This is a genomic window from Amycolatopsis sp. NPDC104863 (genome assembly GCF_055582965.1).
In genome coordinates this window covers 570424-593972 of the sequence record NZ_JBVJOW010000002.1, presented here as the reverse complement: position 1 = coordinate 593972, position 23549 = coordinate 570424, and the positions used below count along the sequence as shown (strand labels likewise).

General features: G+C 70.1%; 20 protein-coding genes. 15 read left to right on the top strand and 5 right to left on the bottom strand.

The features are described 5' to 3' along the window. Window positions 1–27: 27 nt before the first annotated feature. The 6 genes from ACZ63J_RS12260 (at window position 28) to ACZ63J_RS12235 (ending at window position 12792) form a co-directional block, all read left to right on the top strand. Window positions 28–624, top strand: a complete 597-nt coding sequence (locus tag ACZ63J_RS12260; RefSeq protein ID WP_465403645.1) for a hypothetical protein — start codon at window positions 28–30, stop codon at window positions 622–624. Between the two features lie 84 nt (window positions 625–708). Further along, window positions 709–1662: a hypothetical protein gene (locus ACZ63J_RS12255; protein WP_465403698.1), complete on the top strand. Its 954-nt coding sequence runs from the start codon at window positions 709–711 to the stop codon at window positions 1660–1662. Between the two features lie 13 nt (window positions 1663–1675). Next, on the top strand, window positions 1676–2515 hold the full coding sequence (locus ACZ63J_RS12250) for an ADP-ribosylglycohydrolase family protein (RefSeq protein ID WP_465403647.1): 840 nt from the start codon (window positions 1676–1678) through the stop codon (window positions 2513–2515). A 1149-nt stretch (window positions 2516–3664) separates the two neighbouring features. After that, window positions 3665–7168, top strand: coding sequence for a DNA-directed RNA polymerase subunit beta (gene rpoB, locus ACZ63J_RS12245; protein ID WP_465403649.1), 3504 nt, complete (start codon window positions 3665–3667; stop codon window positions 7166–7168). A gap of 86 nt (window positions 7169–7254) precedes the next feature. Continuing rightward, window positions 7255–11166 carry a DNA-directed RNA polymerase subunit beta' gene (locus tag ACZ63J_RS12240; protein ID WP_465403651.1) on the top strand — a complete coding sequence of 1304 codons (3912 nt, stop codon included), beginning with the start codon at window positions 7255–7257 and terminating at the stop codon, window positions 11164–11166. A 183-nt stretch (window positions 11167–11349) separates the two neighbouring features. Beyond that, window positions 11350–12792, top strand: coding sequence for an SdrD B-like domain-containing protein (locus ACZ63J_RS12235; protein WP_465403653.1), 1443 nt, complete (start codon window positions 11350–11352; stop codon window positions 12790–12792). Between the two features lie 56 nt (window positions 12793–12848). On the opposite strand, the gene ACZ63J_RS12230 is transcribed toward ACZ63J_RS12235, so the two are convergent. Both ACZ63J_RS12230 and ACZ63J_RS12225 read right to left on the bottom strand, forming a co-directional pair. Then, complete coding sequence (locus ACZ63J_RS12230) at window positions 12849–13625, bottom strand: M15 family metallopeptidase (protein WP_465403655.1); 777 nt, start codon at window positions 13623–13625, stop codon at window positions 12849–12851. 47 nt (window positions 13626–13672) lie between these two features. Beyond that, window positions 13673–14173 (bottom strand): Lrp/AsnC family transcriptional regulator, encoded by a 501-nt coding sequence (locus ACZ63J_RS12225; protein WP_465403657.1) that lies wholly within the window; start codon window positions 14171–14173, stop codon window positions 13673–13675. Between the two features lie 95 nt (window positions 14174–14268). Here ACZ63J_RS12225 and ACZ63J_RS12220 point away from each other — a divergent pair, with 95 nt between their 5' ends. From ACZ63J_RS12220 to ACZ63J_RS12185, 8 genes are all read left to right on the top strand, one after another. Next, the gene (locus ACZ63J_RS12220; protein ID WP_465403659.1) at window positions 14269–15444 is read left to right on the top strand and encodes an MFS transporter; all 1176 of its coding nucleotides are present in this window, start codon (window positions 14269–14271) and stop codon (window positions 15442–15444) included. A 61-nt stretch (window positions 15445–15505) separates the two neighbouring features. Continuing rightward, the gene (locus tag ACZ63J_RS12215) at window positions 15506–16147 is read left to right on the top strand and encodes a zinc ribbon domain-containing protein (protein WP_465403661.1); all 642 of its coding nucleotides are present in this window, start codon (window positions 15506–15508) and stop codon (window positions 16145–16147) included. A 299-nt stretch (window positions 16148–16446) separates the two neighbouring features. Beyond that, window positions 16447–18294: a hypothetical protein gene (locus ACZ63J_RS12210; protein ID WP_465403663.1), complete on the top strand. Its 1848-nt coding sequence runs from the start codon at window positions 16447–16449 to the stop codon at window positions 18292–18294. 54 nt (window positions 18295–18348) lie between these two features. Further along, entirely contained in the window at window positions 18349–20034 is a 1686-nt protein-coding gene (locus ACZ63J_RS12205; protein ID WP_465403665.1) for a hypothetical protein, read from the top strand. Between the two features lie 25 nt (window positions 20035–20059). Continuing rightward, a complete protein-coding gene (locus tag ACZ63J_RS12200; RefSeq protein WP_465403667.1) occupies window positions 20060–20266 on the top strand; it encodes a hypothetical protein in 207 nt (68 codons plus the stop codon). 17 nt (window positions 20267–20283) lie between these two features. Then, a complete protein-coding gene (locus ACZ63J_RS12195; RefSeq protein ID WP_465403669.1) occupies window positions 20284–20514 on the top strand; it encodes a hypothetical protein in 231 nt (76 codons plus the stop codon). Window positions 20515–20573: 59 nt separating this feature from the next. Further along, the gene (locus ACZ63J_RS12190) at window positions 20574–20699 is read left to right on the top strand and encodes a hypothetical protein (protein WP_465403671.1); all 126 of its coding nucleotides are present in this window, start codon (window positions 20574–20576) and stop codon (window positions 20697–20699) included. A gap of 58 nt (window positions 20700–20757) precedes the next feature. Further along, window positions 20758–20946 carry a hypothetical protein gene (locus tag ACZ63J_RS12185; protein WP_465403673.1) on the top strand — a complete coding sequence of 63 codons (189 nt, stop codon included), beginning with the start codon at window positions 20758–20760 and terminating at the stop codon, window positions 20944–20946. On the opposite strand, the gene ACZ63J_RS12180 is transcribed toward ACZ63J_RS12185, so the two are convergent. Continuing rightward, complete coding sequence (locus ACZ63J_RS12180; RefSeq protein WP_465403675.1) at window positions 20939–21418, bottom strand: GNAT family N-acetyltransferase; 480 nt, start codon at window positions 21416–21418, stop codon at window positions 20939–20941. The genes ACZ63J_RS12185 and ACZ63J_RS12180 overlap by 8 nt on opposite strands. A 58-nt stretch (window positions 21419–21476) precedes the next feature. Between ACZ63J_RS12180 and ACZ63J_RS12175 the strand changes: the two genes are divergently transcribed. Continuing rightward, window positions 21477–21701 (top strand): hypothetical protein, encoded by a 225-nt coding sequence (locus tag ACZ63J_RS12175; protein WP_465308650.1) that lies wholly within the window; start codon window positions 21477–21479, stop codon window positions 21699–21701. A 2-nt stretch (window positions 21702–21703) separates the two neighbouring features. Here the strand turns inward: ACZ63J_RS12175 and ACZ63J_RS12170 are convergent, their stop codons facing one another. Then, a complete protein-coding gene (locus ACZ63J_RS12170; protein WP_465403676.1) occupies window positions 21704–22318 on the bottom strand; it encodes a hypothetical protein in 615 nt (204 codons plus the stop codon). A 2-nt stretch (window positions 22319–22320) separates the two neighbouring features. Beyond that, window positions 22321–23547, bottom strand: a complete 1227-nt coding sequence (locus tag ACZ63J_RS12165) for a hypothetical protein (protein WP_465403678.1) — start codon at window positions 23545–23547, stop codon at window positions 22321–22323. Window positions 23548–23549: the final 2 nt, after the last annotated feature.

Genomic DNA, 23549 nt, shown 5'->3' with positions numbered 1-23549 from the left:
GATGACCGTTACCTACCCTGGAGTGTCATGAGTACGGACGAGCAGGCCGCGGTCGCGGTGGCGGAGCCCGAAGAGGCGTCCGGGGCCACCGCCGCGAAGCCGGCGAACGAGTCGTCCTCGCGGATCCTGGTCTTCGGCGCGGCCGCGCTGGCGCTGGCCGCCCTGATCGCCGCGGCGATCTTCGGGATCATGTGGTGGGCGGCGGCGAACGACGACAACGCCGGCCTGGCCGCGTCGCGCGAAGCCGTCGTCAAGGCGGGCACCAGCGCGCTGAAGGCCTACACGGAGGTCGACTACACCGACCTCGACGGCTTCTTCGCCCGGCAGAAGTCGGTGTCCGACGACAAGATGTCGCAGCAGATCGACCAGTCGGCGCCGACGTTCCGCAAGGCGCTCTCCGACGCCAAGACGAAGGTCACCACCGACGTCCAGGACATCGCCGTCGAGGAGCTGGACGACCACGAAGGCAAGGCCAGCTTCCTCGCCGCGATCGCCACGACCGTCACCCAGGGCGACAAGAGCAGCGCGAAGCCGCTGCGCCTCGAGGTGTCGATGACCCGCGTCGGCGACGACTGGAAGCTGTCCGGCATCGACAGCGTCCCGCTCGTCGCGGCCGGCCAGTAGAGCGTCACGCAGAAGGAGCTCGTAGTGCCCCCCTCTCGCCGCCAGCCGCCTCGCAGCAGCAGCACCCCGCCGCGCCGGCCCCGCGTGGCCGGGCTGCGCAAGCCCTCGACGGACGAGTCGCCCGCCGAGCGCACCGGCCAGCTCCCCGCGGTGCCGCCCGAAGGGGCGCGCAAGCCGCGGCCCCGGCCCGCCCCGCGTCCGGTGCCGCGCCCGGCCGCCAAGCCGGAGTCGTTCGAGGCCACGAGCGGGCAGCTCGACACGGCGCCCGCCGAGGACACCGCGGTGTTCGCCGCAGTCGACACCGAAGAGCCGGTCGAGGTCGACGCCCTCACCGGCGAAGCCGAGGAAGCTCCGGCCCAGCCGGCGCCGCGGCGGAAGCGGCGGGACACCGGCATCGCGAAGCCGTCCGACGTCTCCGAAGCCGAGGCCGCTTCGAAGGAGAAGCCCGTCCCGGCGGCGGGCCTGCCTTCGCCGAGGCCGTACCTGATCGCGACCGCGCTGGTGGTCGTGGCGCTGCTCCTGGGCGGGCTGGCGTTCTGGTTCCGGACCGAAGAGGTCAAGGTGTCCACGGCGACGAGCAACACGGCGCTGCTGGACGTCGCGAAGACCGCGCAGGTCAAGGACGCCGTGTCGAAGGCGGCCGAGGCGCTGTTCTCCTACGACTTCAACAACATCAAGAAGACCGAGGACGCGGCGAACGACCTGCTCGCCAACGACGACGTCAAGAACAAGTACAACTCGCTGATGGGCGAGGTGAAGCGGCTCGCGCCGGGGCAGAAGATGATCGTGACCTGCAAGGTCACCCGGGCCGCCGTGATCATGCTCAACGACGACCTGGCGAAGGTGATGGTCTTCGTCGACCAGACCTCGACCCGCACGGACACGAAGAAGACGACCGCGGGCACCGCCCAGCTCCACCTGAACGCCCAGCTCCAGGGCGACAAGTGGAAGATCACCGACATGGACACGTACAACGCGCCGAAGGTCCCGGCGGCCCAGGCGCCGGCGTCGTCGGCGCCGCCTTCGCCGACGAAGTAGCTACCGTGGCCGGATGGGAACCGAGGCGGCGTACGCCAGCCTGACCGGCCTCGCGGTCGGCGACGCGTTCGGCGCGCAGATCCTCCTGCCGGGCGACCACCCGGACGTGCTGGATCGAAGGCTGCCGATCGCACCGTGGCGCTGGACCGACGACACGGAGATGGCCTGCTCGATCGTCGCGGTCCTGGAGCGTCACGGCCGCGTCGACCAGGACGCACTGGCGGCTTCGTTCGCCGAGCACCTCGACTCGGCCCGCGGCTACGGCCCGGGCGCCGAGGGCCGGCTGAGCCGCATCCGGCGTGGCCAGCACTGGCAGGAGGTCGCCGACGACGGCCGCGGGTCGTGGGGCAACGGCGCCGCGATGCGGGTCGCGCCGTTGGGAGCGTGGTTCGCGGAGAACCTGCCGGAGGTGTTGCGCGAGGCCGAGCTGTCGGCGGCGGTGACGCACTCGCACTTCGAGGGAATCGCGGGAGCGGTGGCGGTCGCGGCGGCGGCTGCGCTGCGGGCGGCGTCACCCGGGCTGGCGGGCGCGGATTTGCTGAACGGGGTGATTCCGCTGGTCCCGCCCGGCCGGGTCCGCGACGGCCTGACGGCGGCGTTGGCGATCGACGACCCTCGCGAGGCAGCGGCGACGCTCGGAACGGGCCGCGAGACGGCGGCGCATGACACGGTGCCGCTGGCGCTGTGGACGGCGGCGCGGTTCGGGTACGTGGACGCGCTGTGGACGGCGGCCCGGCTGGCCGACGACGTGGACACGGTCGGAGCGATCGTGGGTGGCGTTCTGGCGGCGGGAGGGGAGACGGCCCCGGAAGACTGGCTGGCGGCGACCGAGCCGCTGCCGGAGTGGCTGTAGAGCCTCCTGAGGCGGCTGTTGGCCGGCGGGCGGGTCCCGAGCCGCCAGGGTCGCTTAGCTCCGGCTGACCGCGACCCGGCCGGCGGGTGCCGCTGCCGCGCCCAGGGCTGGTCCGGTGGGCTCATCGACCGGCGAGCAGGCGCTCGGAGGTGGTTCCGGCCGGCTGGGTCCGAGCAGCGCTCGTCGACCGGCGAGCCCGCGTCCCGAGCCGCTGCCGCCGAGGCTCCGGCCCTGCCGAGCCCACCGCCGTCCGCGACCCAACCTCGCGGAGCCGAGCCGCGCTCATCGACCGGCGAGCCTGCGTCCCGAGCGCTGCCGCCGCGGCTTCAGCCCGGCCGAGCCCACCGCCGGTCGGCGACCCGACCTCGCGGCCGCGAGGTCGCACTCATCGGCCCAGCGAACCCGCGTCTGGAGATGGCTCCGGCCCGCCGAGCGCGCTGGCGGTCCGCGGCCCGTCCATGAGGCTTCGAGCCGCGCTCATCGACCGGCGAGCCGCTGCTGCCGCGGCTCCCGCCCGGCCGAACCCGCCGCCGTCCGCGACGCGACCTCGCGACCCCAACCCGCACTCACCGGCCCGGGACACATGCGACGCCCGGTGCAGATGTGACACACCCCGCGCCCCCCGAAACCCGCTTACCCAAACCGCCACCACACCCCACCGCCGGGCGAAACCGGTGCCGGAAGAAGTGGGCTGGCACACACCTCCATCAAGATCAACACCAAAGAAACCCCCAGGTCCAAGCCCTACTACTGGCGCTACCGGCCGGTAGCTGGAAGTATATTCGGCCGCTCACGCTCCGCTGACCCTCTTCCACGCTGCGCCAACCGGGCCGACCCCCGTGTGGCATCTTGACTCTCGCGCCCGGTGGGTTCACGCTTACTCCCGACGGCGAAACCGGCAGCCCTTGCGGGAGGGAAAACCGGGTCGCCTGGAGGCATACCTGAAGACGTCGCGATGCAGGCTGGGCCCCATCTGGAGCGCCCCCTGGACAGACCGCGCCGTTCGGGCTAGACTGCCTCTTTGCGCTGCCCTCTTTCAGGCTGCCCGGAGCCGGTAGTTAGGATAGTGGGCACACGGCACCCTTGACAGTCGCTGATAGCTGTTGCTATGGCGGCCGTCACCGCTCATTGTCCCCGGAAGGACGCATCTTGGCAGTCTCTCCCGCGAACCAGGCCACTGCTGCGACCACCTCGGCTGAATCTCGCTCGGAGTCCACGGGAATCCCCGGCGCGCCCAAGCGGGTTTCCTTCGCAAAGATTCGCGAACCGCTCAGCACCCCCAACCTGCTCGACGTCCAGATCCAGTCGTTCCAGTGGTTCACCGGGGACGAAGCGTGGTTCGAACGCCGTGTCGAAGAAGGTGAAGAAAACCCGGTCGGCGGCCTCGAAGAGGTCCTGAACGAGATCTCCCCGATCGAGGACTTCTCCGGCTCGATGTCCCTGTCCTTCTCCGCCCCGCGCTTCGACGAGGTCAAGGCCTCGATCGAGGAGTGCAAGGACAAGGACATGACGTACGCGGCCCCGCTGTTCGTCACGGCGGAGTTCGTCAACAACAACACGGGCGAGATCAAGAGCCAGACGGTCTTCCTGGGCGACTTCCCGGTCATGACCGACAAGGGCACGTTCATCATCAACGGCACCGAGCGTGTCGTCGTGTCCCAGCTGGTCCGCTCGCCGGGCGTCTACTACTCGAAGGACGTCGACAAGACGACCGACAAGGACGTCTTCAGCGTCCGCGTGATCCCGAGCCGCGGCGCGTGGCTCGAGTTCGACGTCGACAAGCGCGACACCGTCGGCGTCCGCATCGACCGCAAGCGCCGCCAGCCGGTCACCGTGCTGCTGAAGGCGCTCGGCTGGACCACCGAGGCGATCCGCGAGCGCTTCTCCTTCTCGGAGACGCTGCTGGCGACCCTCGAGAAGGACCACACCGCGGGCACCGACGAGGCGCTGCTCGACATCTACCGCAAGCTGCGCCCGGGCGAGCCGCCCACGAAGGAGAGCGCGCAGACCCTGCTGGAGAACCTGTTCTTCAAGGCGAAGCGCTACGACCTGGCCAAGGTCGGCCGGTACAAGGTCAACAAGAAGCTGGGCCTCGACACGCCGTACGACACCGGGACGCTGACCGAAGAGGACATCGTCACGACGATCGAGTACCTGGTCCGGCTGCACGCCGGCGAGGACAAGCTCGACGCGCAGAACGGCACCGAGATCCCGGTCGAGACCGACGACATCGACCACTTCGGCAACCGGCGCCTGCGCACGGTCGGCGAGCTGATCCAGAACCAGATCCGGGTCGGCCTCTCCCGCACCGAGCGGGTCGTGCGCGAGCGCATGACCACGCAGGACGTCGAGGCGATCACGCCGCAGACCCTGATCAACATCCGCCCGATCGGCGCGGCGATCAAGGAGTTCTTCGGCACCTCGCAGCTGTCGCAGTTCATGGACCAGAACAACCCGCTGTCGGGCCTGACGCACAAGCGTCGTCTTTCCGCCCTCGGCCCGGGTGGTCTGTCCCGTGAGCGCGCCGGCATGGAGGTCCGGGACGTCCACCCGTCGCACTACGGCCGGATGTGCCCGATCGAGACGCCGGAAGGCCCGAACATCGGCCTGATCGGCTCGCTCTGCTCCTACGCGCGGGTCAACCCGTTCGGCTTCATCGAGACGCCGTACCGCAAGGTCGTCGAGGGCCGGGTCACCGACCAGGTCGACTACCTGACCGCGGACGAAGAGGACCGGTACGTCAAGGCCCAGGCCAACGCGCCGATCTCGGACGACGGCACCTTCGTCGAAGACCGGGTCATGGCCCGCCGCAAGGGTGGCGAGGTCGAGCTGATCGACCCGCTCGACATCGACTACATGGACGTCTCGCCGCGGCAGATGGTCTCGGTCGCGACGGCGATGATCCCGTTCCTCGAGCACGACGACGCGAACCGCGCCCTGATGGGTGCGAACATGCAGCGCCAGGCCGTGCCGCTGCTGCGCAACCAGGCCCCGTACGTGGGCACGGGTGTGGAGCTGCGCGCCGCGGTCGACGCCGGTGACGTGCTCGTCGCCGAGCAGGCCGGCATCGTCGAGGAGCTCTCGGCCGACCTGATCACGATCATGCACGACGACGGCACGCGGAAGAGCTACGGACTGTACAAGTTCCGCCGCTCGAACCACGGCACCTGCTTCAACCACCGCCCGATCGTCAACGAGGGCGACCGGGTCGAGCAGGGTCAGGTCATCGCCGACGGCCCGTCCACCGAAAACGGTGAGATGGCGCTCGGCAAGAACCTGCTCGTCGCGGTCATGCCGTGGGAGGGCCACAACTACGAGGACGCGATCATCCTCTCGGAGCGCCTGGTGCAGGACGACGTCTTGACGTCGATCCACATCGAGGAGCACGAGATCGACGCCCGCGACACGAAGCTGGGCGCCGAGGAGATCACCCGGGACATCCCGAACGTCTCCGAGGAGGTCCTGGCCGACCTCGACGAGCGCGGCATCATCCGCATCGGCGCCGAGGTCCGCGACGGCGACATCCTGGTCGGCAAGGTCACGCCGAAGGGCGAGACCGAGCTGACGCCGGAAGAGCGCCTGCTGCGCGCGATCTTCGGCGAGAAGGCCCGCGAAGTCCGCGACACCTCGCTGAAGGTGCCGCACGGCGAGACCGGCAAGGTCATCGGCATCCGCGTGTTCTCGCGCGAGGACGACGACGAGCTGCCCCCGGGCGTCAACGAGCTGGTCCGCGTCTACGTGGCCCAGAAGCGCAAGATCCAGCCGGGCGACAAGCTCGCCGGCCGGCACGGCAACAAGGGTGTCATCGGCAAGATCCTGCCGGTCGAGGACATGCCGTTCATGGAGGACGGCACCCCGGTCGACATCATCCTGAACACCCACGGTGTGCCGCGACGGATGAACATCGGCCAGATCCTCGAGCTGCACCTGGGCTGGCTGGCCTCGCAGGGCTGGACGATCGAGGGCGAGCCCGACTGGGCGAAGAACCTCAACGAGGAGCTCTACGACGTCGCGCCGAACACGAACACCGCGACCCCGGTGTTCGACGGCGCGAAGGAGGAGGAGCTCACCGGGCTGCTCGGGGCGACCAAGCCGAACCGCGACGGCGAGCGCATGGTCAAGGAGAACGGCAAGGCGACTCTGCTGGACGGCCGTTCCGGCGAGCCGTACCCGTACCCGGTCGCGGTCGGCTACATGTACATCCTGAAGCTGCACCACCTGGTCGACGACAAGATCCACGCCCGCTCCACCGGCCCGTACTCGATGATCACGCAGCAGCCGCTGGGTGGTAAGGCGCAGTTCGGTGGCCAGCGCTTCGGTGAGATGGAGTGCTGGGCGATGCAGGCGTACGGCGCTGCCTACACGCTGCAGGAGCTGCTGACGATCAAGTCGGACGACGTGGTCGGCCGCGTCAAGGTGTACGAGGCCATCGTCAAGGGGGAGAACATCCCCGAGCCGGGCATCCCGGAGTCGTTCAAGGTGCTCCTCAAGGAGCTCCAGTCGCTGTGCCTCAACGTCGAGGTGCTCTCCAGCGACGGCGCGGCGATCGAGATGCGCGACTCCGACGACGAGGACCTCGAGCGCGCCGCGGCGAACCTCGGCATCAACCTGTCCCGCAACGAGTCGCCCTCGGTGGACGACGTCGTGCACTGATCGCGAGCTGAGCTGGGCCCCACCTCCCGCGGGGCCCAGCTCGCCCGCCCCCTCTCTAGCCGAAACAACCCCAAGGGGATCTAGACGTGCTGGACGTCAACTTTTTCGATGAGCTCCGCATTGGTCTCGCCACTGCTGACGACATCCGTCAGTGGTCCTTCGGCGAGGTCAAGAAGCCGGAGACCATCAACTACCGGACGCTCAAGCCCGAGAAGGACGGCCTCTTCTGCGAGAAGATCTTCGGTCCGACCCGGGACTGGGAGTGCTACTGCGGCAAGTACAAGCGCGTCCGCTTCAAGGGCATCATCTGTGAGCGCTGCGGCGTCGAGGTGACCCGCGCCAAGGTGCGCCGCGAGCGGATGGGCCACATCGAGCTGGCCGCTCCGGTCACCCACATCTGGTACTTCAAGGGTGTTCCCTCCCGCCTGGGCTACCTGCTGGACCTGGCGCCGAAGGACCTCGAGAAGATCATCTACTTCGCTGCTTACGTCATCACGGGCGTGAACACGGAGCTGCGCCACAACGACCTGCCGACCCTCGAGAACGAGATCGGCGTCGAGCGCAAGAACCTCGAGACCAAGCGCGACGCGGACATCGAGACCCGCGCGCAGAAGCTGGAAGCCGACCTGGCCGAGCTGGAGGCGGAGGGCGCCAAGTCCGACGTCCGCCGCAAGGTCAAGGAGGGCGGCGAGCGCGAGATGCGCCAGCTGCGTGACCGCGCCGGTCGCGAGCTGGACCGCCTCGAGGAGGTCTGGACGACCTTCACGAAGCTCGACACCCGTCAGCTGATCGCCGACGAGCTGCTCTACCGCGAGCTCGTCGACCGCTACGGCGAGTACTTCACCGGCGGCATGGGCGCGGAGGCCATCCAGAAGCTGGCCACCGAGTTCGACGTCAGCGCCGAGGCCGACAACCTGCGCGACACCATCCGCAACGGCAAGGGGCAGAAGAAGCTCCGCGCGCTGAAGCGGCTCAAGGTCGTCGCCGCGTTCCAGGCCACCGGCAACGACCCGCGCGGCATGGTGCTCGACGCCGTCCCGGTGATCCCGCCGGACCTGCGTCCGATGGTGCAGCTGGACGGTGGCCGCTTCGCGACCTCCGACCTGAACGACCTGTACCGCCGCGTGATCAACCGCAACAACCGCCTCAAGCGGCTGATCGACCTCGGCGCGCCCGAGATCATCGTCAACAACGAGAAGCGGATGCTGCAGGAGGCCGTCGACGCGCTGTTCGACAACGGCCGCCGCGGGCGTCCGGTCACCGGCCCGGGCAACCGGCCGCTGAAGTCGCTGTCCGACCTGCTCAAGGGCAAGCAGGGCCGGTTCCGCCAGAACCTGCTCGGCAAGCGCGTCGACTACTCGGGCCGTTCGGTCATCATCGTCGGCCCGCAGCTGAAGCTGCACCAGTGCGGTCTGCCGAAGGACATGGCGCTCGAGCTGTTCAAGCCGTTCGTCATGAAGCGGCTGGTCGACCTGAACCACGCGCAGAACATCAAGTCCGCCAAGCGGATGGTGGAGCGCTCGCGGCCGCAGGTGTGGGACGTGCTGGAAGAGGTCATCACCGGTCACCCGGTGATGCTGAACCGCGCGCCGACCCTGCACCGCCTCGGCATCCAGGCCTTCGAGCCGCAGCTGGTCGAGGGCAAGGCCATCCAGCTGCACCCGCTGGTCTGCGAGGCGTTCAACGCGGACTTCGACGGTGACCAGATGGCGGTGCACCTGCCGCTGTCGGCCGAGGCGCAGGCCGAGGCCCGGATCCTGATGCTGTCGGCGAACAACATCCTGTCGCCGGCGTCGGGCCGTCCGCTCGCCATGCCGCGGCTGGACATGGTGACGGGTCTGTTCCACCTGACCCGCCTCAACGAGAAGGCCGAGGGCGCGGGCAACGCGTACTCGTCGCCGGCCGAGGCCATCATGGCCTTCGACCGCAAGGCGCTGGGCCTGCACGCCCCGATCAAGATCCGCGTCTCCGACCGTCAGCCGGCGAAGGCCGACGAAGCGGCGCTCGCGGAGAAGGGCTGGGAGCCGGGCAAGACCTGGCTGGCCGAGACGACCCTGGGCCGCGTGCTGTTCAACGAGCTGCTGCCGGCGGACTACCCGTTCATCAACGAGCCGATGCCGAAGAAGCGGCAGGCGGCGATCGTGAACGACCTCGCCGAGCGGTACTCGATGACGCAGGTCGCGCAGACGCTCGACCGCCTGAAGGACGCCGGGTTCTACTGGGCGACCCGCTCGGGTGTCACCGTCGCCATCTCGGACGTGCTCACCCCGGTGGGCAAGGCCGCCATCCTCGACGAGTACGAGGGCAAGGCCTCCCAGGTGGAGAAGCGCTACCAGCGTGGTCAGCTGTCGCACACCGAGCGCAACAACGAGCTCGTCAAGGTGTGGACGCAGGCCACCGAAGAGGTCCACAAGATCATGGAGACGGCGCTGCCGGACGACAACCCGATCGCCATGATCGTGAAGTCGGGCGCGGCGGGCAACATGACGCAGGTCCGGTCGCTGGCCGGCATGCGTGGCCTGGTGTCGAACCCGAAGGGTGAGTACATCCCGCGTCCGATCAAGGCCAACTTCCGTGAAGGCCTGTCGGTGGCGGAGTACTTCATCGCGACGCACGGTGCTCGTAAGGGCCTGGCGGACACGGCGCTGCGGACCGCGGACTCGGGTTACCTGACCCGGCGTCTGGTGGACGTCTCGCAGGACGTCATCGTCCGCGAGATCGACTGCGGCACGACCCGCGGCATCATGATGCCGATCGGCGAGGACATCGGCGACGGCAAGGTCCTGCGCGACCAGCACGTCGAGACCTCCGTGTACGCGCGGAACCTCGCGACGGACGCGGTGGACGCCAAGGGCAACGTCGTGCTGAACGCGGGTGACGACATCGGCGACCCGGCCATCGACAAGCTGCTCTCCAGCGGCATCTCGAAGGTCAAGGTCCGCTCGGTGCTGACCTGCGAGTCGGCGGTCGGCATCTGCGCGACCTGCTACGGCCGCTCGATGGCGACCGGTCAGCTCGTCGACGTCGGCGAGGCCGTGGGTATCGTCGCGGCCCAGTCGATCGGTGAGCCGGGCACGCAGCTGACGATGCGTACGTTCCACCAGGGTGGTGTCGCCGGTGACGACATCACGACCGGTCTGCCCCGTGTGCAGGAGCTCTTCGAGGCTCGTGTCCCGAAGGGCAAGGCGCCGATCGCCGACGTCGATGGCCGCGTGCGCATCGAGGAGAGCGAGCGGTTCTGGAAGATCACGCTGATCCCGGACGACGGCGGCGAAGAGATCGTCTTCGACAAGCTGTCCAAGCGTCAGCGGCTCGCGAACACCCCGAACGGCCCGCTGGGCGACGGTGACCACGTCAACGTCGGTCAGCAGCTGCTCGAGGGCACGCCGGACCCGCACGAGGTCCTGCGGGTCATGGGGCCGCGCGAGGCGCAGATGCACCTGACGGACGAGGTCCAGAAGGTGTACCGGGCGCAGGGTGTGTCGATCCACGACAAGCACATCGAGGTCATCGTCCGGCAGATGCTGCGCCGGGTGACGATCATCGACTCCGGTGCCACGGACTTCCTGCCGGGCGAGCTGCCCGAGCGGACCAAGTTCGAGGCGACGAACCGGGCCGCGGTCGCCGAGGGCGGCGAGCCGGCTTCGGGTCGTCCGGTGCTGATGGGGATCACGAAGGCGTCGCTCACCACGGACTCGTGGCTGTCGGCGGCGTCGTTCCAGGAGACCACGCGCGTCCTGACCGACGCGGCCATCAACGGCCGCTCGGACCGGCTCGTGGGCCTCAAGGAGAACGTGATCATCGGTAAGCTGATCCCGGCCGGTACGGGCATCAACAAGTACCGCAACATCCAGGTGCAGCCGACGGAAGAGGCCCGGGTCGCGGCGTACGCGATCCCGTCCTACGACGACGGTTACTACACCCCGGACGTGTTCGGTACGGGCACCGGTGCCGCGGTTCCGCTGGACGACTACGACTTCGGCCGCGACTTCCGCTGACGAGGTTTTTGACAGGAAAGGCCCCTGCCGGGTTTCCGGCGGGGGCCTTTCCCGTTTCGTGTCCGGAACCGGTCAATCGGCCGCTGACCCTGTTCTCCTTTTGCGCACTCTGGTTACAGTGAGCGGGTTCTGCGCCGCTCGGGGGCTTTGGCGCATTCACACGGGTAGCAGGGGGAGACTGCGTTGACCACTTCATTTGTGCTGCGTTCCGCCGGGCGAAGAGCTGCGGTGCTGCTCGCCGTCCTCATCGCCGCGCTGGCGGCGTTGACCGGCGTGTTCGCCGCTCCGGCAGGGGCGGCTTCGGACCGGATCGGCGTTTCGGTCACCTTCGACAAGCCGTCCTACGGGACCGGCGACGAAATCCGCGCCACGATCAAGCTGACGAACAACGGCTCCGGCCGGGCGACCGGGCTCACGGTCTCCCAGGACTTCGACCCGATCGACCTGTACGTCCCCTACGGCGGCTGGGGTGCGCTCCAGAGCCGGCCGGGGCTGACGATCGAGGCCGGCGGGTCGGTCGAGCTGACGGTGTCCGGCCAGGTCCGGGACCCCGAGCAGACCACGACGGCGCTGCGCGGCATCCTTTTCGACGAGACCGGGTTCGGGGTCGGTTCGTTCGACTCCCGGGCGCCGGTCACGAGGGTGCCCGGCCGCGCGACGGGGGTCTGGTACGCCGACCGGAACGGCAACGGCGCTCTCGACGGCGGCGAACCGCTCGCCGGCACCACGCTCAGCCTGCGGTACGTCCACGACACCCGGACCTACACGGCCACGAGTGACAGCGAAGGGAAGTTCACCTTCGACCTCCCGGCCGGGGACTACACCCTCGGCGGCGAGGTCGCCGACGGCTGGCTGATCCCGTGGCAGAACGTCCGGATCGGTGCGGACACCCCGGACCTGCTCGTCCGCGGCGCGCCGCCGTTGAACGGCGCCTTGACCGCGTCGCTGGCGTTCACCCGGGACAGCTATCAGCCCGGCGACTCGGCGCACCTCACTGTGACGCTGGCCAACTCGGGCTCGACCCCGCTGACCGGCATCGTGGCCGCGTGCAACCGTATCGGCGACGGGTACATGCTGAACGCGACCGCTCCCGGTTGGGGTGACCTCGTGTGGAACCGCGGCGTGACGATCGCCGCCGGCGAGACCCGCACCTTCGACGTGTCCGAGACAGTGCCGCAGGCCTCCCTCGACCGCGGCAAGGTTGTCGCCGCCTGCGACTTCGGGTACAGCGAAGTGGACATCGACCACCATGCGGAGGCCCTCGCCCAGGCCGCGGTGCCGGGCGGCCAGGCCGTCGTCGAAGGCACCATCGGTCACGTCGGCGACAACGGCGACGTGACCGAGGGCCTCGCCGGCGTCGAGGTCGTTCTGGTGTCCGACCTGCACTGCCCGGTCACGGGCACCCGGACCACGGACGCGGCCGGACACTTCGAGTTCGGGAACGTGGCTCCCGGGCCCGAGTACCACCTGTACTTCCGGCCGCCGGCGGGGTGGCAGGTCACGGACGAGAACCCGATGTCGATCGACGTCTTCGGCCCGCCGGCGAACCACTACCCGTACCGGATCAACGCGGCGGAGGGGGACGCGCCGCCGCCGGTCGTCCCCGCCATCCCCGCGGACTGCTGACGTCTCGGTCGTGAAGGCGCCCCCGGTCCACAGTGGACCGGGGGCGCTTTCGCGTTTCAGCGCACGCTGTGACGGCTGACCGGGAAGTCGAAGTAGGTGTCCGGGAACGGCTCGTTGTCCAGGGTGTAGTGCCACCACTCCTCGGGCAGGTTGTGGAACCCGGCCATGGCAGTGCGCAGCAGGTCGCGGTTCGTGCGGGCGACGCCGGTGATCGCCGGGTTGTCGGTGTGGGCCAGCGGGTCGAAGCAGTCGTAGCCGGTGCCCATGTCGACCGTGTTGTCGGGGAAGCGCTGGCCCCGCGGTGCGAAGCACGGCTTGAGCGGCTCGCCCGGGAAGTACGGCCGCTGGAACCGCGGTGGGAGCTTGACCAGTGTCAGGTCCATGGTGCTGCCGCGGCTGTGCCCGGACTTCTCGGCGATGTACCCGTCCTCGAAGAGCCGGTCCTTGGCGACGTTCGGGTAGAACTCCGCCTTCATCTTCTCGTCGTCGAGGTCCTTCGCCCACCGCACGAAGTGGTCGACGGCGCGCTGCGGGCGGTAGCAGTCGTACACCTTGAGCGTGTACCCCTGCCGGACCAGCCGGGCCTGCGCCTTCCGCAGGCCTTCGGCGGCCTGCCGGGTCAGGATGCAGGTGGGTTCGAGGTACCCGTCGACCCGCCGGCCGACGAAGTTGTGCCGGGTGGCGTAGCGGATGTCCTGCAGGATCGACGGCGCGACGTCGGACAGCGCGACGAACTCGGCAGGAGCGGCCGGCGGCGCGGCCTGCGCGGTGCCGGGAAGGACGAGGGTGGCCAGGGTGGTGAGGGTGACGGCCAGCGCACGGAAGATCGGCATCCCTCTCGTTTATCAGCCCCGGCACCGGACAAGCAGCCGCCAACCGGTCAAGACCAGCCTTCGGAGGTTGTCGCCCGGAGGTAGTCCTTCGACGGGCGCTCGACCGGGCGGCCCTCGTACTGCGTGGACAGCACCACCGACGACCGCAGCTCACCGTGGGTCCCGAGGCGTTCGAGCAGGCCCTCGAAGTGCTCCAGGGACGCCGCGCGGATCTTGAGCATCGTGCAGTGGTCGCCGCTGAGCCGGTGGATCTCCACCACCTCGGGGTAGTCCTCGGACTTCGAGGTCTTGAGCAGGCAGCTGCTCAGCGCGCACCGCATCTCGACGAACGCCTGCAGCGGCTGGCCCGCCCGCCGCGCGTCCACCTGGGCGCGGTAGCCGGTGATCACCCCGGTCTCCTCGAGCCGCCGCACCCGTTCGGCCACCGCCGGCGCCGAGAGGTTGATGCGCCGGCCCAGCTCCTTGAACGAGAGCCTCCCGTCGGCCTGCAGCAGGTCCAGCAGCCGCCAGTCGACGTCGTCCAGCGGCTTTTCCGAACGAAAGGTCATGGGCCCCATCTTCCTTCCGAAGAGCGGCCCGGGCGAGCGAAATGCCGTTGATCGACCCTTCGAGCGGACGCCGGAACTGCCTAAAGTTGCTGGTCATGGGGACAATGACAACCGGCCGGACCCGGGCGGTGGCGGCGCTGTTCACCGGGGTCGCCCTGCTCAACACCGCGACCGTCGGCCTGAGCACCGCGGCCACCTTGATCGTCGCCGCGGGCAGCGGGCCGGGGTGGAGCGGGCTGCCGAGCGTTGCCGGCGTGCTCGGCACTGCCGCCGGTGCGCTCGGCACCGGGCTGCTGCTGCCCGGCCACGGCCGCCGCCGGGTGCTGGCCGTCGGGTACGGCGTCGCCGCGGTGGGCGCGCTGGTCGCTTTCGCGGCCGCGCTGACGACGTCGATCCTGCCGCTGCTGCTGGGGATCCTGCTGGTCGGCGTCGGCAACGGTGGCGCGCAGCTGTCGCGCTACCTGGCCGCGGACCTGTACCCGGAGGAACGCCGGGGCCGTGCGCTCTCGAACGTCGTCTGGGCCGGGACCGTCGGTGCGCTTGCCGGGCCGGCGCTGATGGCGCCCGCGGCGGACGTCGCCGGGCGCTTCGGCGGGCCGTCGCTGTCCGGGCCGGTCGCGGTCGCCGTCTTGGCCACGGCGGGGGCCGCGCTGGCCGTGTGGCTCCTGCCGCGTGATGTGCCGCCACCGCGTGAACCGGTGGTCGCCGGACGCGCTCGGGTGCGGCCGGACGTGGTCGTCCGGCCGCTGGTCGCGATGGTCGCCGCGCAGCTGACGATGGTCGCGGTGATGACGATGACGCCGTTGCAGCTGCAGGACCACGGGCACGGCCTCGACGTCGTCGGCTGGGTGCTGGGCGCGCACCTGTTCGGCATGTTCGCGCTGGCGCCGCTGTCCGGCCGGATCGCCGACCGCTGGGGCCCGCGCGTCACGATCAACGCGGGCCTCGGTGTGCTGGCGGTGTCGACGGCGACCGCGCTCGCCGCGCCGACCGCGCACACCTCTGGCCTGCCGGTCGCGTTGTTCCTGCTGGGGTACGGCTGGAACCTCGTGTTCGTGGGAGGCAGCGCGCAGCTGAGCCGCGACCTCGCGCCGGAGACGCGCAGCCGGCTGCAGGGCACCGTCGACGCGGTGGTCTGGTCCGCGTCCGCTTTGGCCGGTTTGGGGTCGGGGCAACTGTTTGCTGGCGGTGGTTACGCGCTCGTCGTGGTCGTCGGCGGTGTGCTGGCGCTGCTTCCGTTGGCCCTGCTGGGTTCTCGTCACGTCCGGTAGCCGAGCCGTTGTCGGCAAATCTCTCGTCGCCGAGGCCGCGGTGCGCTGGCGAAGATGGGCCGTGGCTGACTCTGTGCCCTTCACGGACAACTTCTCGGACCTCTCCAACACGCAGGGGTACCAGTTCGAGTTCCGCTGCGAACGCTGCGGGAACGGTTTCCGTTCCGCGTTCCAGCGCGACAACATGGAAACCGGGCGAAGCGTGCTTCGCACGGTCGGCTCGTTCTTCGGCGGGACGCTGCGGGACCTGAGCAACTCGGCCGACCAGTGGCGCTACGACCGCGCGACCAACTCGCCCGCGAAGGACCGCGCGCTGGCGGCCGCGGTCAAGGAGATCACCCCGAGCTTCCGCCAGTGCCGCGGCTGCGGCGACTGGATGTGCCACGACCAGTGCTGGAACGAGGACATCGGCCAGTGCCTGCGGTGCTCGCCGAGCGTCCCGGAGGAGATCTCGCGCGCGCAGGCCGCCGCCCAGCGCGACCAGATCTGGGAGAAGGCCCGCGAGAAGGACTGGACGGCGGGCCTCGACGTCGACACCCGCGCCAAGGTGAGCTGCCCCGGCTGCGGCCTGAAGGCCGACGGCGGGAAGTTCTGCTCCTCCTGCGGCACGGCGCTGGCGTTGAAGGTCAGTTGCGGCGGCTGCGGCAGTGAGACCAACAAGCCCGGCGCGATGTTCTGCTCCGATTGCGGCGCCAAACTCTGACCGGAGTTCCCGGCACTTCATAACGAATTCATAACCAGCAGCCCCGGCGTTCAGGCGCCGGGGCTGCGCCATTGTGACCAACCGTGACGCCTCCGATTGGCCCATCACTCGTCCGGCTCAGTGAAAGCCGTCAATTCGGCCCACGTGGTGGGAATTTGACCCGATCGGCGTGAATCTCATTCTTTGATCACGACTGGACGCTTTGCCCGCTTGGCGCGAATATCCCGTCCGGATCTGCTGACGTCAGCTTTCCGTTGTACCCCAACGGTTTTCGTTCGTGTCAAAGAAGTGGGAGAACCATGCGACCTACCCCGTTGCGCCCCGGCCGGTGGCGAAAGGTGGTGACCGGCGCCGCGGCACTCGCCCTCGCGGTCGGCGCCGTCACCTACACCGGTTCGGCCACCGGCGCGTACGCCGACGTCCAGACCGTCACCGACGCGAAGACCGCGTCCGACGGCAAGCAGTACTGGGTCCAGAACCACCTGGTGACGAAGGACCTCGCCCGCGCCGAAAGCGGCACGCCCAAGAAGTGGCTGCTGGTCTGGGCCGGGGACGAGAACATCGCCGACACGCTCGTCAAGGACGTGAAGAACCTGCCGGGCACGCTCGGCGGTGGGCTCAACAAGATCAAGAACGCCTTGCCCGGCCCCGACTTCCTCGCCGTGATCGACGCGACGCAGGGTTCGCCGACGTACGGCAAGGTCGTCAACACGGCGACCGTCGGCCCGCTGGTCGAGAACGAGCCGCACCACATGCAGTACGTGTGGCACAAGGGCGACACGATCTACGCGGGCGCCCTGTTCGCCGCGGCGACGTACGCCTTCGACGTCAGCGCGCTGCCGCAGCTGAAGCTCAAGGGCGTCAGCCTGCCGACCAACACCCTCGGCGGCAGCGTCCCCGACGCGTACTGGGTGCTCAAGGACGGCACCGCGTACGGCACCTACATGGGCGGCCCGGTCGTCCCCGGCCCGCACGCCTACGCCGACGGCTCCACGCAGATCGGCAACGGCTTCGCGGGCAGCCCCGGCGAGGTCGTCCACTTCGGACAGAACGCGCAGGTGCTCTCGGAGTCCCCGGCGGCGACGCCGCAGGGTGACAACCAGAAGCTCTGCGACAACCTGCCGCAGCTGGGCAAGCCGACGTGCGCCAACCCGCACGGCATCCAGGCCCGCGAGGACCTGAACACGCTCGTCACCAGCGACTACGCCGAGCCGCGCAACATCATCCTCGACCCGGTGAAGCAGCCGTCGCCGTACCTGCGCCGGCCGACCGTGCGGACCTGGGACATCGCCGACCGCAACCACCCGAAGCTGAAGTCGGTGTCGTACCTGCAGGACGGCCCGCGGGCCGATCCGGCCGACCCGCTGCACGCCGAGAGCCGCGCGGTCATGGAGACGACCGTGACGAACCTGCCGGGTCACAAGGGCGCCTTCGCCCAGACCATGCAGGGCGGCGCGGTGTTCTACACGCCGGACATCACCGCGGCCGAGCCGCACTGGATCGAGGTGTTCGACGACGGCGCCGCCAACAAGGCGATCTACCCGAACAACGACTCCAACGGCGCCAGCTCCAACGGCGGCTGGATCCAGACCAGCCCGGACGACAAGTACCTCTACCGCGCCATCGTCGGGCGGCAGAAGGGCACCCTCTCGGCCGACGACCCCGGCACCACCGGCGGCGTCTACGTCCTCGACATCCGGAAGCTGCTCGCCGCGGGGGACAAGGTCGAGGACATCCAGGGCCGGGTCGACACCAAGGCGAAGGCGCAGCAGGGCGGGGGCGGCGACCTGCCGACCGTGGTCGGTGCGGCGCCGATCAACCCGGGCACGCCGGGCGCGGGCCCGCACTGGGGCGCCTACGACAACTGGGCGCTCGGCAGTGACGGTTTCTACCACGAAACCGACACGCCGCAGCACCTCGCGGTGTCGAACTACTTCGTCGCCCGGTCCGGTTTGGACGGTGACCACAAGGTCAACCTGCTGGACATCGGGCCGGACGGGAAGCTCGCGGTCGACTCGAACTTCCGGGACGAGTTCACCGGGCAGGTCGGCATCAACTTCAACCGCAAGTCGTGGCCGCACGGGGACTTCGGCAACGCCAAGCCGCACTCCGAGCTGTTCGTCGTCGCGGACGCGGACATCAAGTAGCCGACCGCGGGCGGGGTCGTCCGCGGCCCCGCCCGCTCTCCCGGAAGGTCCCTGATGGAGCACTCCCACGACACGCCGACCGGTTCGTCCACAGTGGACGTTCTGGCGCTCGCGCTCCGGCTGGCGTTGCTGCTCGCGACGGCGTTCCTCGCCGGCGGCGGCCTGCTGCGCCCGCCGGGGCAGCGGCCACGGCGCACGCTGTACGTCCTCGGCGGGGTGTCGGCGCTGCTCGCGGTGGTGTCGTCGTTCGCGGTCGACATCAACGTCGTCGCGCTGGCGATCCACGTCGTGCTCGCGGTGGCGGTGCCGGTCTTCCCGCGGGCCACCCGCTGGACGTCGGCCGCGCTGCTGGCGCTCGTCGTGCTGGAGACGTCGCTCGGCGGCACCGGCATCGAATTCGCGATCGACACGGTGTTCGTCGCCGGCGCCGCCGTGTGGTTCGGCTTCGCGCTGCACGGGCCGGTCCCGACGTCGTCGATCCGGCCGGGCCCGCTGGCCCTCACCCTCGGTGGCCTGCTGGTCCTGGCGGGTGCGGTGCGGTTCGGCGTGTCCGGCCTCGGTTTCGACCGGCGCCTCTACACGACGCTCTTCGGGCTGGCGGTCCTCGCCGTCGTGGTCCTGCCGCTCGCGGTGAGCGTGCTCGCCGGGCTGGTCAAGGGCCGCGCGTACCGGTTCGGCGTGGCCGGGGTCGCGCTCGGGTTCCTCGCGTGGACCGCGCTGGGCGCGATCCCGGCGCCACCGCCGCTGCCCGTCCCGGGGGTGCCGCTGCTGGCCGCCGAGCCGGGGTTCCCGGTGCTGGTCAGCCCGCAACGGCCGGGGCACAACCTCGTCCACTTCCCGGCGAGCGCCGGGGACGACCTCTCCGCCGGGGTTCGCGGCGGCCTGGTCACCAAGGCCGTCGCCCGGCCCGGCGCCGAAGGCACCTGGGCCGACGTCGACCTGCCGCCCGGCCGCAGTGACCTCGAAATCCGCCGCGGGGACACCACGACGGTCGTCGGGGTCGACGCGGGGGAGAACCCCGGCCCGTCGATCGGCGACGCCGACGCGCCGGAGTGCGCGGGCGCGGCGCTCGGCGGCCTGGTCGCCGGCCGCGCCGACGTGCTGACGTCGTGCCCGTCCGACACGCTGACCCCGGAGGACGGCGGTGCGCTGGTCAAGCTCGTCGAGTTCCTCGCCGGGCGGAAACCGTCGGCGCTCACGCTCGTCGAGGACGGCTCCCCGCGCGGCGTCGCGGCGGCGAAGCTGGTGCGCGAGACGGCGGCGCGGACCGGGCTGGCCGTGCGGCCGGACGCCGAGCCCGACACCGCGCTCGTCGTCGTCTCCGGCTGGGCCGCCGGCTACACGGCGATGACCCGCGCGGCCGAGCTGCAACGCCTGGAGCCCACCCACCAGTACGGGCTCTACCTCGCGCCGTGGCTGCTGAACGGGCCGATCGTCAACGCCGTGGCGAGCGCGTCCCTGCCGCTGCGGTTCGACCCGCGGGAAGCGACCGCGGTCGGGTACGCCGTCGCGGTCGGCGACCGCTTCGGCGGTGAAAGCCCGACCCTCGGCGGCTTCCGGACCTGGCGGGGCGCCGACGACGCCGCCCACGACGTGCAGATCTTCGCCGCCGCCCAGGTCAACGCCATGCCGATGTACCCGACCGAACCCCACGCCACCGGGATGGTGATGGACCGCGACTACGCGGGCCAGTGGGTGCCCGACGGAACCATCGTGCCGATCACGTCGGTTCTGCGCTGAAACCCTGTGAAGGAAAGGAAAACGCATGAAACGTCTAGCTGCCCGCGTCCTGCTCCCGCTCGCCGCGGCGACGGTGTTCACCGGCCTCGCCGCCGGGGTCGCGAGTGCCGACCCGACCGACGGCTCGGTCTGGCTCGTGCCCGGCGTCGACCTCGGCGGTGTGCTCGGGCCGGTCGGTCAGCCGGTCGACCTGCTCGCGCCCGTCTTCGACCTCATCACCGCAGTTTCCTGAACCGGAAGGCGAAAACCATGAAGAAGAACCTCGTCCGCGCGGCCGGTGCCGCCCTCCTCGCCGGCGCCGCCCTGTTCGGCGCGGCCGCGCCCGCCCTCGCCGCCGACACCCCCGGGGTGGTGGTGGTCGACGAGCCGGACACCAGCGGCCTGAACAACATCTGGACGTTCGCGCCGCTGGGTGTGCCGGTGCTCGGCCTGATCCAGTCGGTGAACGGTGTGCCGGGCAAGCTCCTGCCCTCCTTCTGACCCGTCGGCGGCCCCTCGCCCGAGGGGCCGCCGTTCTCGTCGGTGGGTTCGGCATCGCGGTGATCGCGATCGCGGCGGTCGTCACGGGCATCTTCATCCTGGGCGACAACGGTTCCCCGCCGTCGTCGCCGGCGGTCGCGGTGGTCGGCAAGCCGTCGCTGTCCTCGGTCCCGCCGCGCAGGTGACGAGCTCGCGGGCACCGGCACCGCGACGGTCGTCTACGACTCGAACGGCCTCGGCCTGGTGCACCAGGAGCTGGACGTCGTGCTGCCGTGGCGGAAGGAGCTGAGCTGGGCGACCCCCGGCTCGGTGCAGCTGCTCGGGCAGGGGAGCGGCGCGGTCGAGTGCCGCATCTCCCTCGGCGGCCGGGTCGTGACCACGCAGAAGTCCGCGCCCGGCGACGTCGCCGCGTGCACCGGACGGCTCAGCTGAGCGCTTTCGCGAACCAGTGCTCGGCGAACTGCCCGTTGTTGAAGGGCTCGACCTCGGCGTACCCGGTCTTCGTGTAGAGCGTGCGGGCCTCGACGAGGTCGTGGCGGGTGTCGAGCCGCATGAGCGACGACCCGAGCCGCCGGGCCGCCGCTTCGGCCGCCGCCACCAGCCGCGGCGCGGCGCCCGAGCCGCGGTGGGCGGGCTTGACGTACATCTTGGTGAGCTCGGTGATCCCCGGCGCGACCACGCGGGTGCCGACACAGCCGGCGAGGACGCCGTCCCAGCGGCCGAGCAGGAACGCCCCGGTCGGGGCGGCCAGGTCGGTGCCGGGCTCCTCGGCCACGTACCGCGTCAGCTCGGCTTCGGTGATCGGCCGGCCGTAGTACCGAGACGCGACTTCGTCCATGTACTCGCGCATGACCGCGACGGCGTCCGGGTGCTCGACGGGCACTTCGGTGATGGTCCACTCCACGCCCCCATCCTGGGGACGCTGTCCAGCGAATTCGCCCGGCCCCGGGCACCATGAGGACATGACGACTGTCACGAAGCGCCTCACGGTGGTGGCCGTCCTGCTGATCACGGTGGGCGCGGTCCTGCTGTCGGTGGGCGCGATCGGCTTCCGGGCGACGTCCGACCAGCCGGACGCCAACATCGGCGCCGGGTTCGCCCTGCTGGCCGGGCCGTACATCGTCGGCCTCGGCCTGGTGTTCGCGCTCTCGGCGGGCCTCACCCACCTGACCACCCGGCGGCGCTGACTTCAGCGCGGCGAGTGCTCCCACAACGCCGCGGGCAGGGCGTCGGCCAGCTCGGCGAGGTAACCGGCCTCGGCGAGGACGTTCTCCCGGGTCGCGCAGCCCTGGCCCCAGGTGCGCGCGGCGCCGTGCTCGACGACGACGTCCCGCCGCGCGAACCGCGGGTTCGCCGCGAGCCAGCGGGCCACCTCCGCCTCCAGCCGCGAGTCCGGCGGCAAGGTCGGCATGGACACCGTCCCGCCGGGCACGATCCGCAGCTCCGGGCTCGGCGGCACCTGGACCTGCGTGACGTGGACGTCGCGGAAGTACGTGTGGTCGTCGAAGTGCCGGTACGACTCCTGAGCGTCGATCGCGACCGCCGCGCGGTCGCCGGCGCGGAACCCGACCCAGGTCTCCTGCGGCCAGTCCGCCAGCGGCCGCCCGGTCGGGTGCACCACGCCGAACGCCGGCGCCGGGCCGCCGCCGGAGCCGCTGTGGAACGTGCCGCCGCGCTCGGCCGCGAACGCCTTGAACCAGTGCTCCTCGCGGCTCGCGACGAACTTCTTGTGCGACCGCCACCAGATCGCGGCGGCGATCGCGGCCACCACGACGAGCAGGCCGATCGTGAAGAGCGTCTCCACCGTCAGAAGTCCAGGTCTTCTCGAGTCTCGTCGGCTGACTGGTCGCGGCCCGTCTCGTCGTAGTCGCTCGTCTTCTTCGCGTTCTTGACGTGGCTGTTGAGCTTGCCGAGGTGGTCGTTCACCGTCTTGGCCGGGTTGTCGCCGGGGTTGGCCGGGTTGTACCCGAGCACCCCCTTGACTGCCGCTTCGCCGCCCTTCTTCAGGGCTTCGGTCGCGCCGGCCTTGAGCATCGTCTTCTTGTAGTCGACCTTGCCGGCCGCGTCGAGGACCGGGTTTTCGAACGCCTTCGCCCAGCGCTTGCCGATGAAACCCTTGTCCCCGGCGGCTTTCTGGAGGAGGTCCTTGCCCTCGTTCTCCTGCGCGATCTTCGTGAGCGACTTGCCGAGCTTCGTCTCCGCGAGCTTCGCCTGCAGCTTCTTGAGCCAGTCGAGCACCTTCTGCAGGAGCTGACGCAGCTTCGACACCTTCTGCGTGGTCTTCGCGGTGGTTTCGGCCGCCTTGACCTCGGACACCGGCGCCGCGGCCGAGAGCGAGGCGCCGCAGGTCGGCACCGCGGCCGCCAGCGCCGGCACCCACAACAGGATCAGCCAGGTGACGAACTCGGTGAGGATCGCCTTGATCAGGTCCTCGACGAAGCTCATCAGCATGCTGTTGAGCTGCAGCATCTTCGCGAGGTCACCGGACTTCCCGGCGACACCTTCGATGCCGTGGCCGAACTCGCCCAGCGCCGTCTTCGCCGCGTTGCCCGCGTCACCCTGCCAGTTCTTCAGCGCGTCTTCGGTCACGTCGGCGAAGTTCTGGGCCAGCTGGTCCAGCCCGGTCGCGATCGCCCCGAAGTTCTCCGCCGCGACGCCCAGCGCCGGGCCGTCACCGCTGACGAAGTGGATCGCGTCCTGGATCGGCTGGACGGCCGTGATGAGGAAGTTGAGGCCCTGCCCGACCAGCCAGCCGAGCGGGTCGGTCGCGATGTCGGTGATGGTGCTCGAGCTCGACTGGATGAAGCCGGCCGTGTCGGTCGCGATGGTGCCCAGCGCCAGCGTGATGTCCGCGCCGTCCTTCTGCGGCGCGAACACGGCCTTCTTCACCGAGACGGCGTCCTTGCCGACGGTGACCGCGCTGCCGAGGAACGGCGTCGCCTTGACGGCGTTGTCGACGTTGACCCCGAGCACCGTGTTCGGGTCGTCGGACTTGACGGTGATCCCGCTCGCGACGTCCGCCACCTCTGCCATGC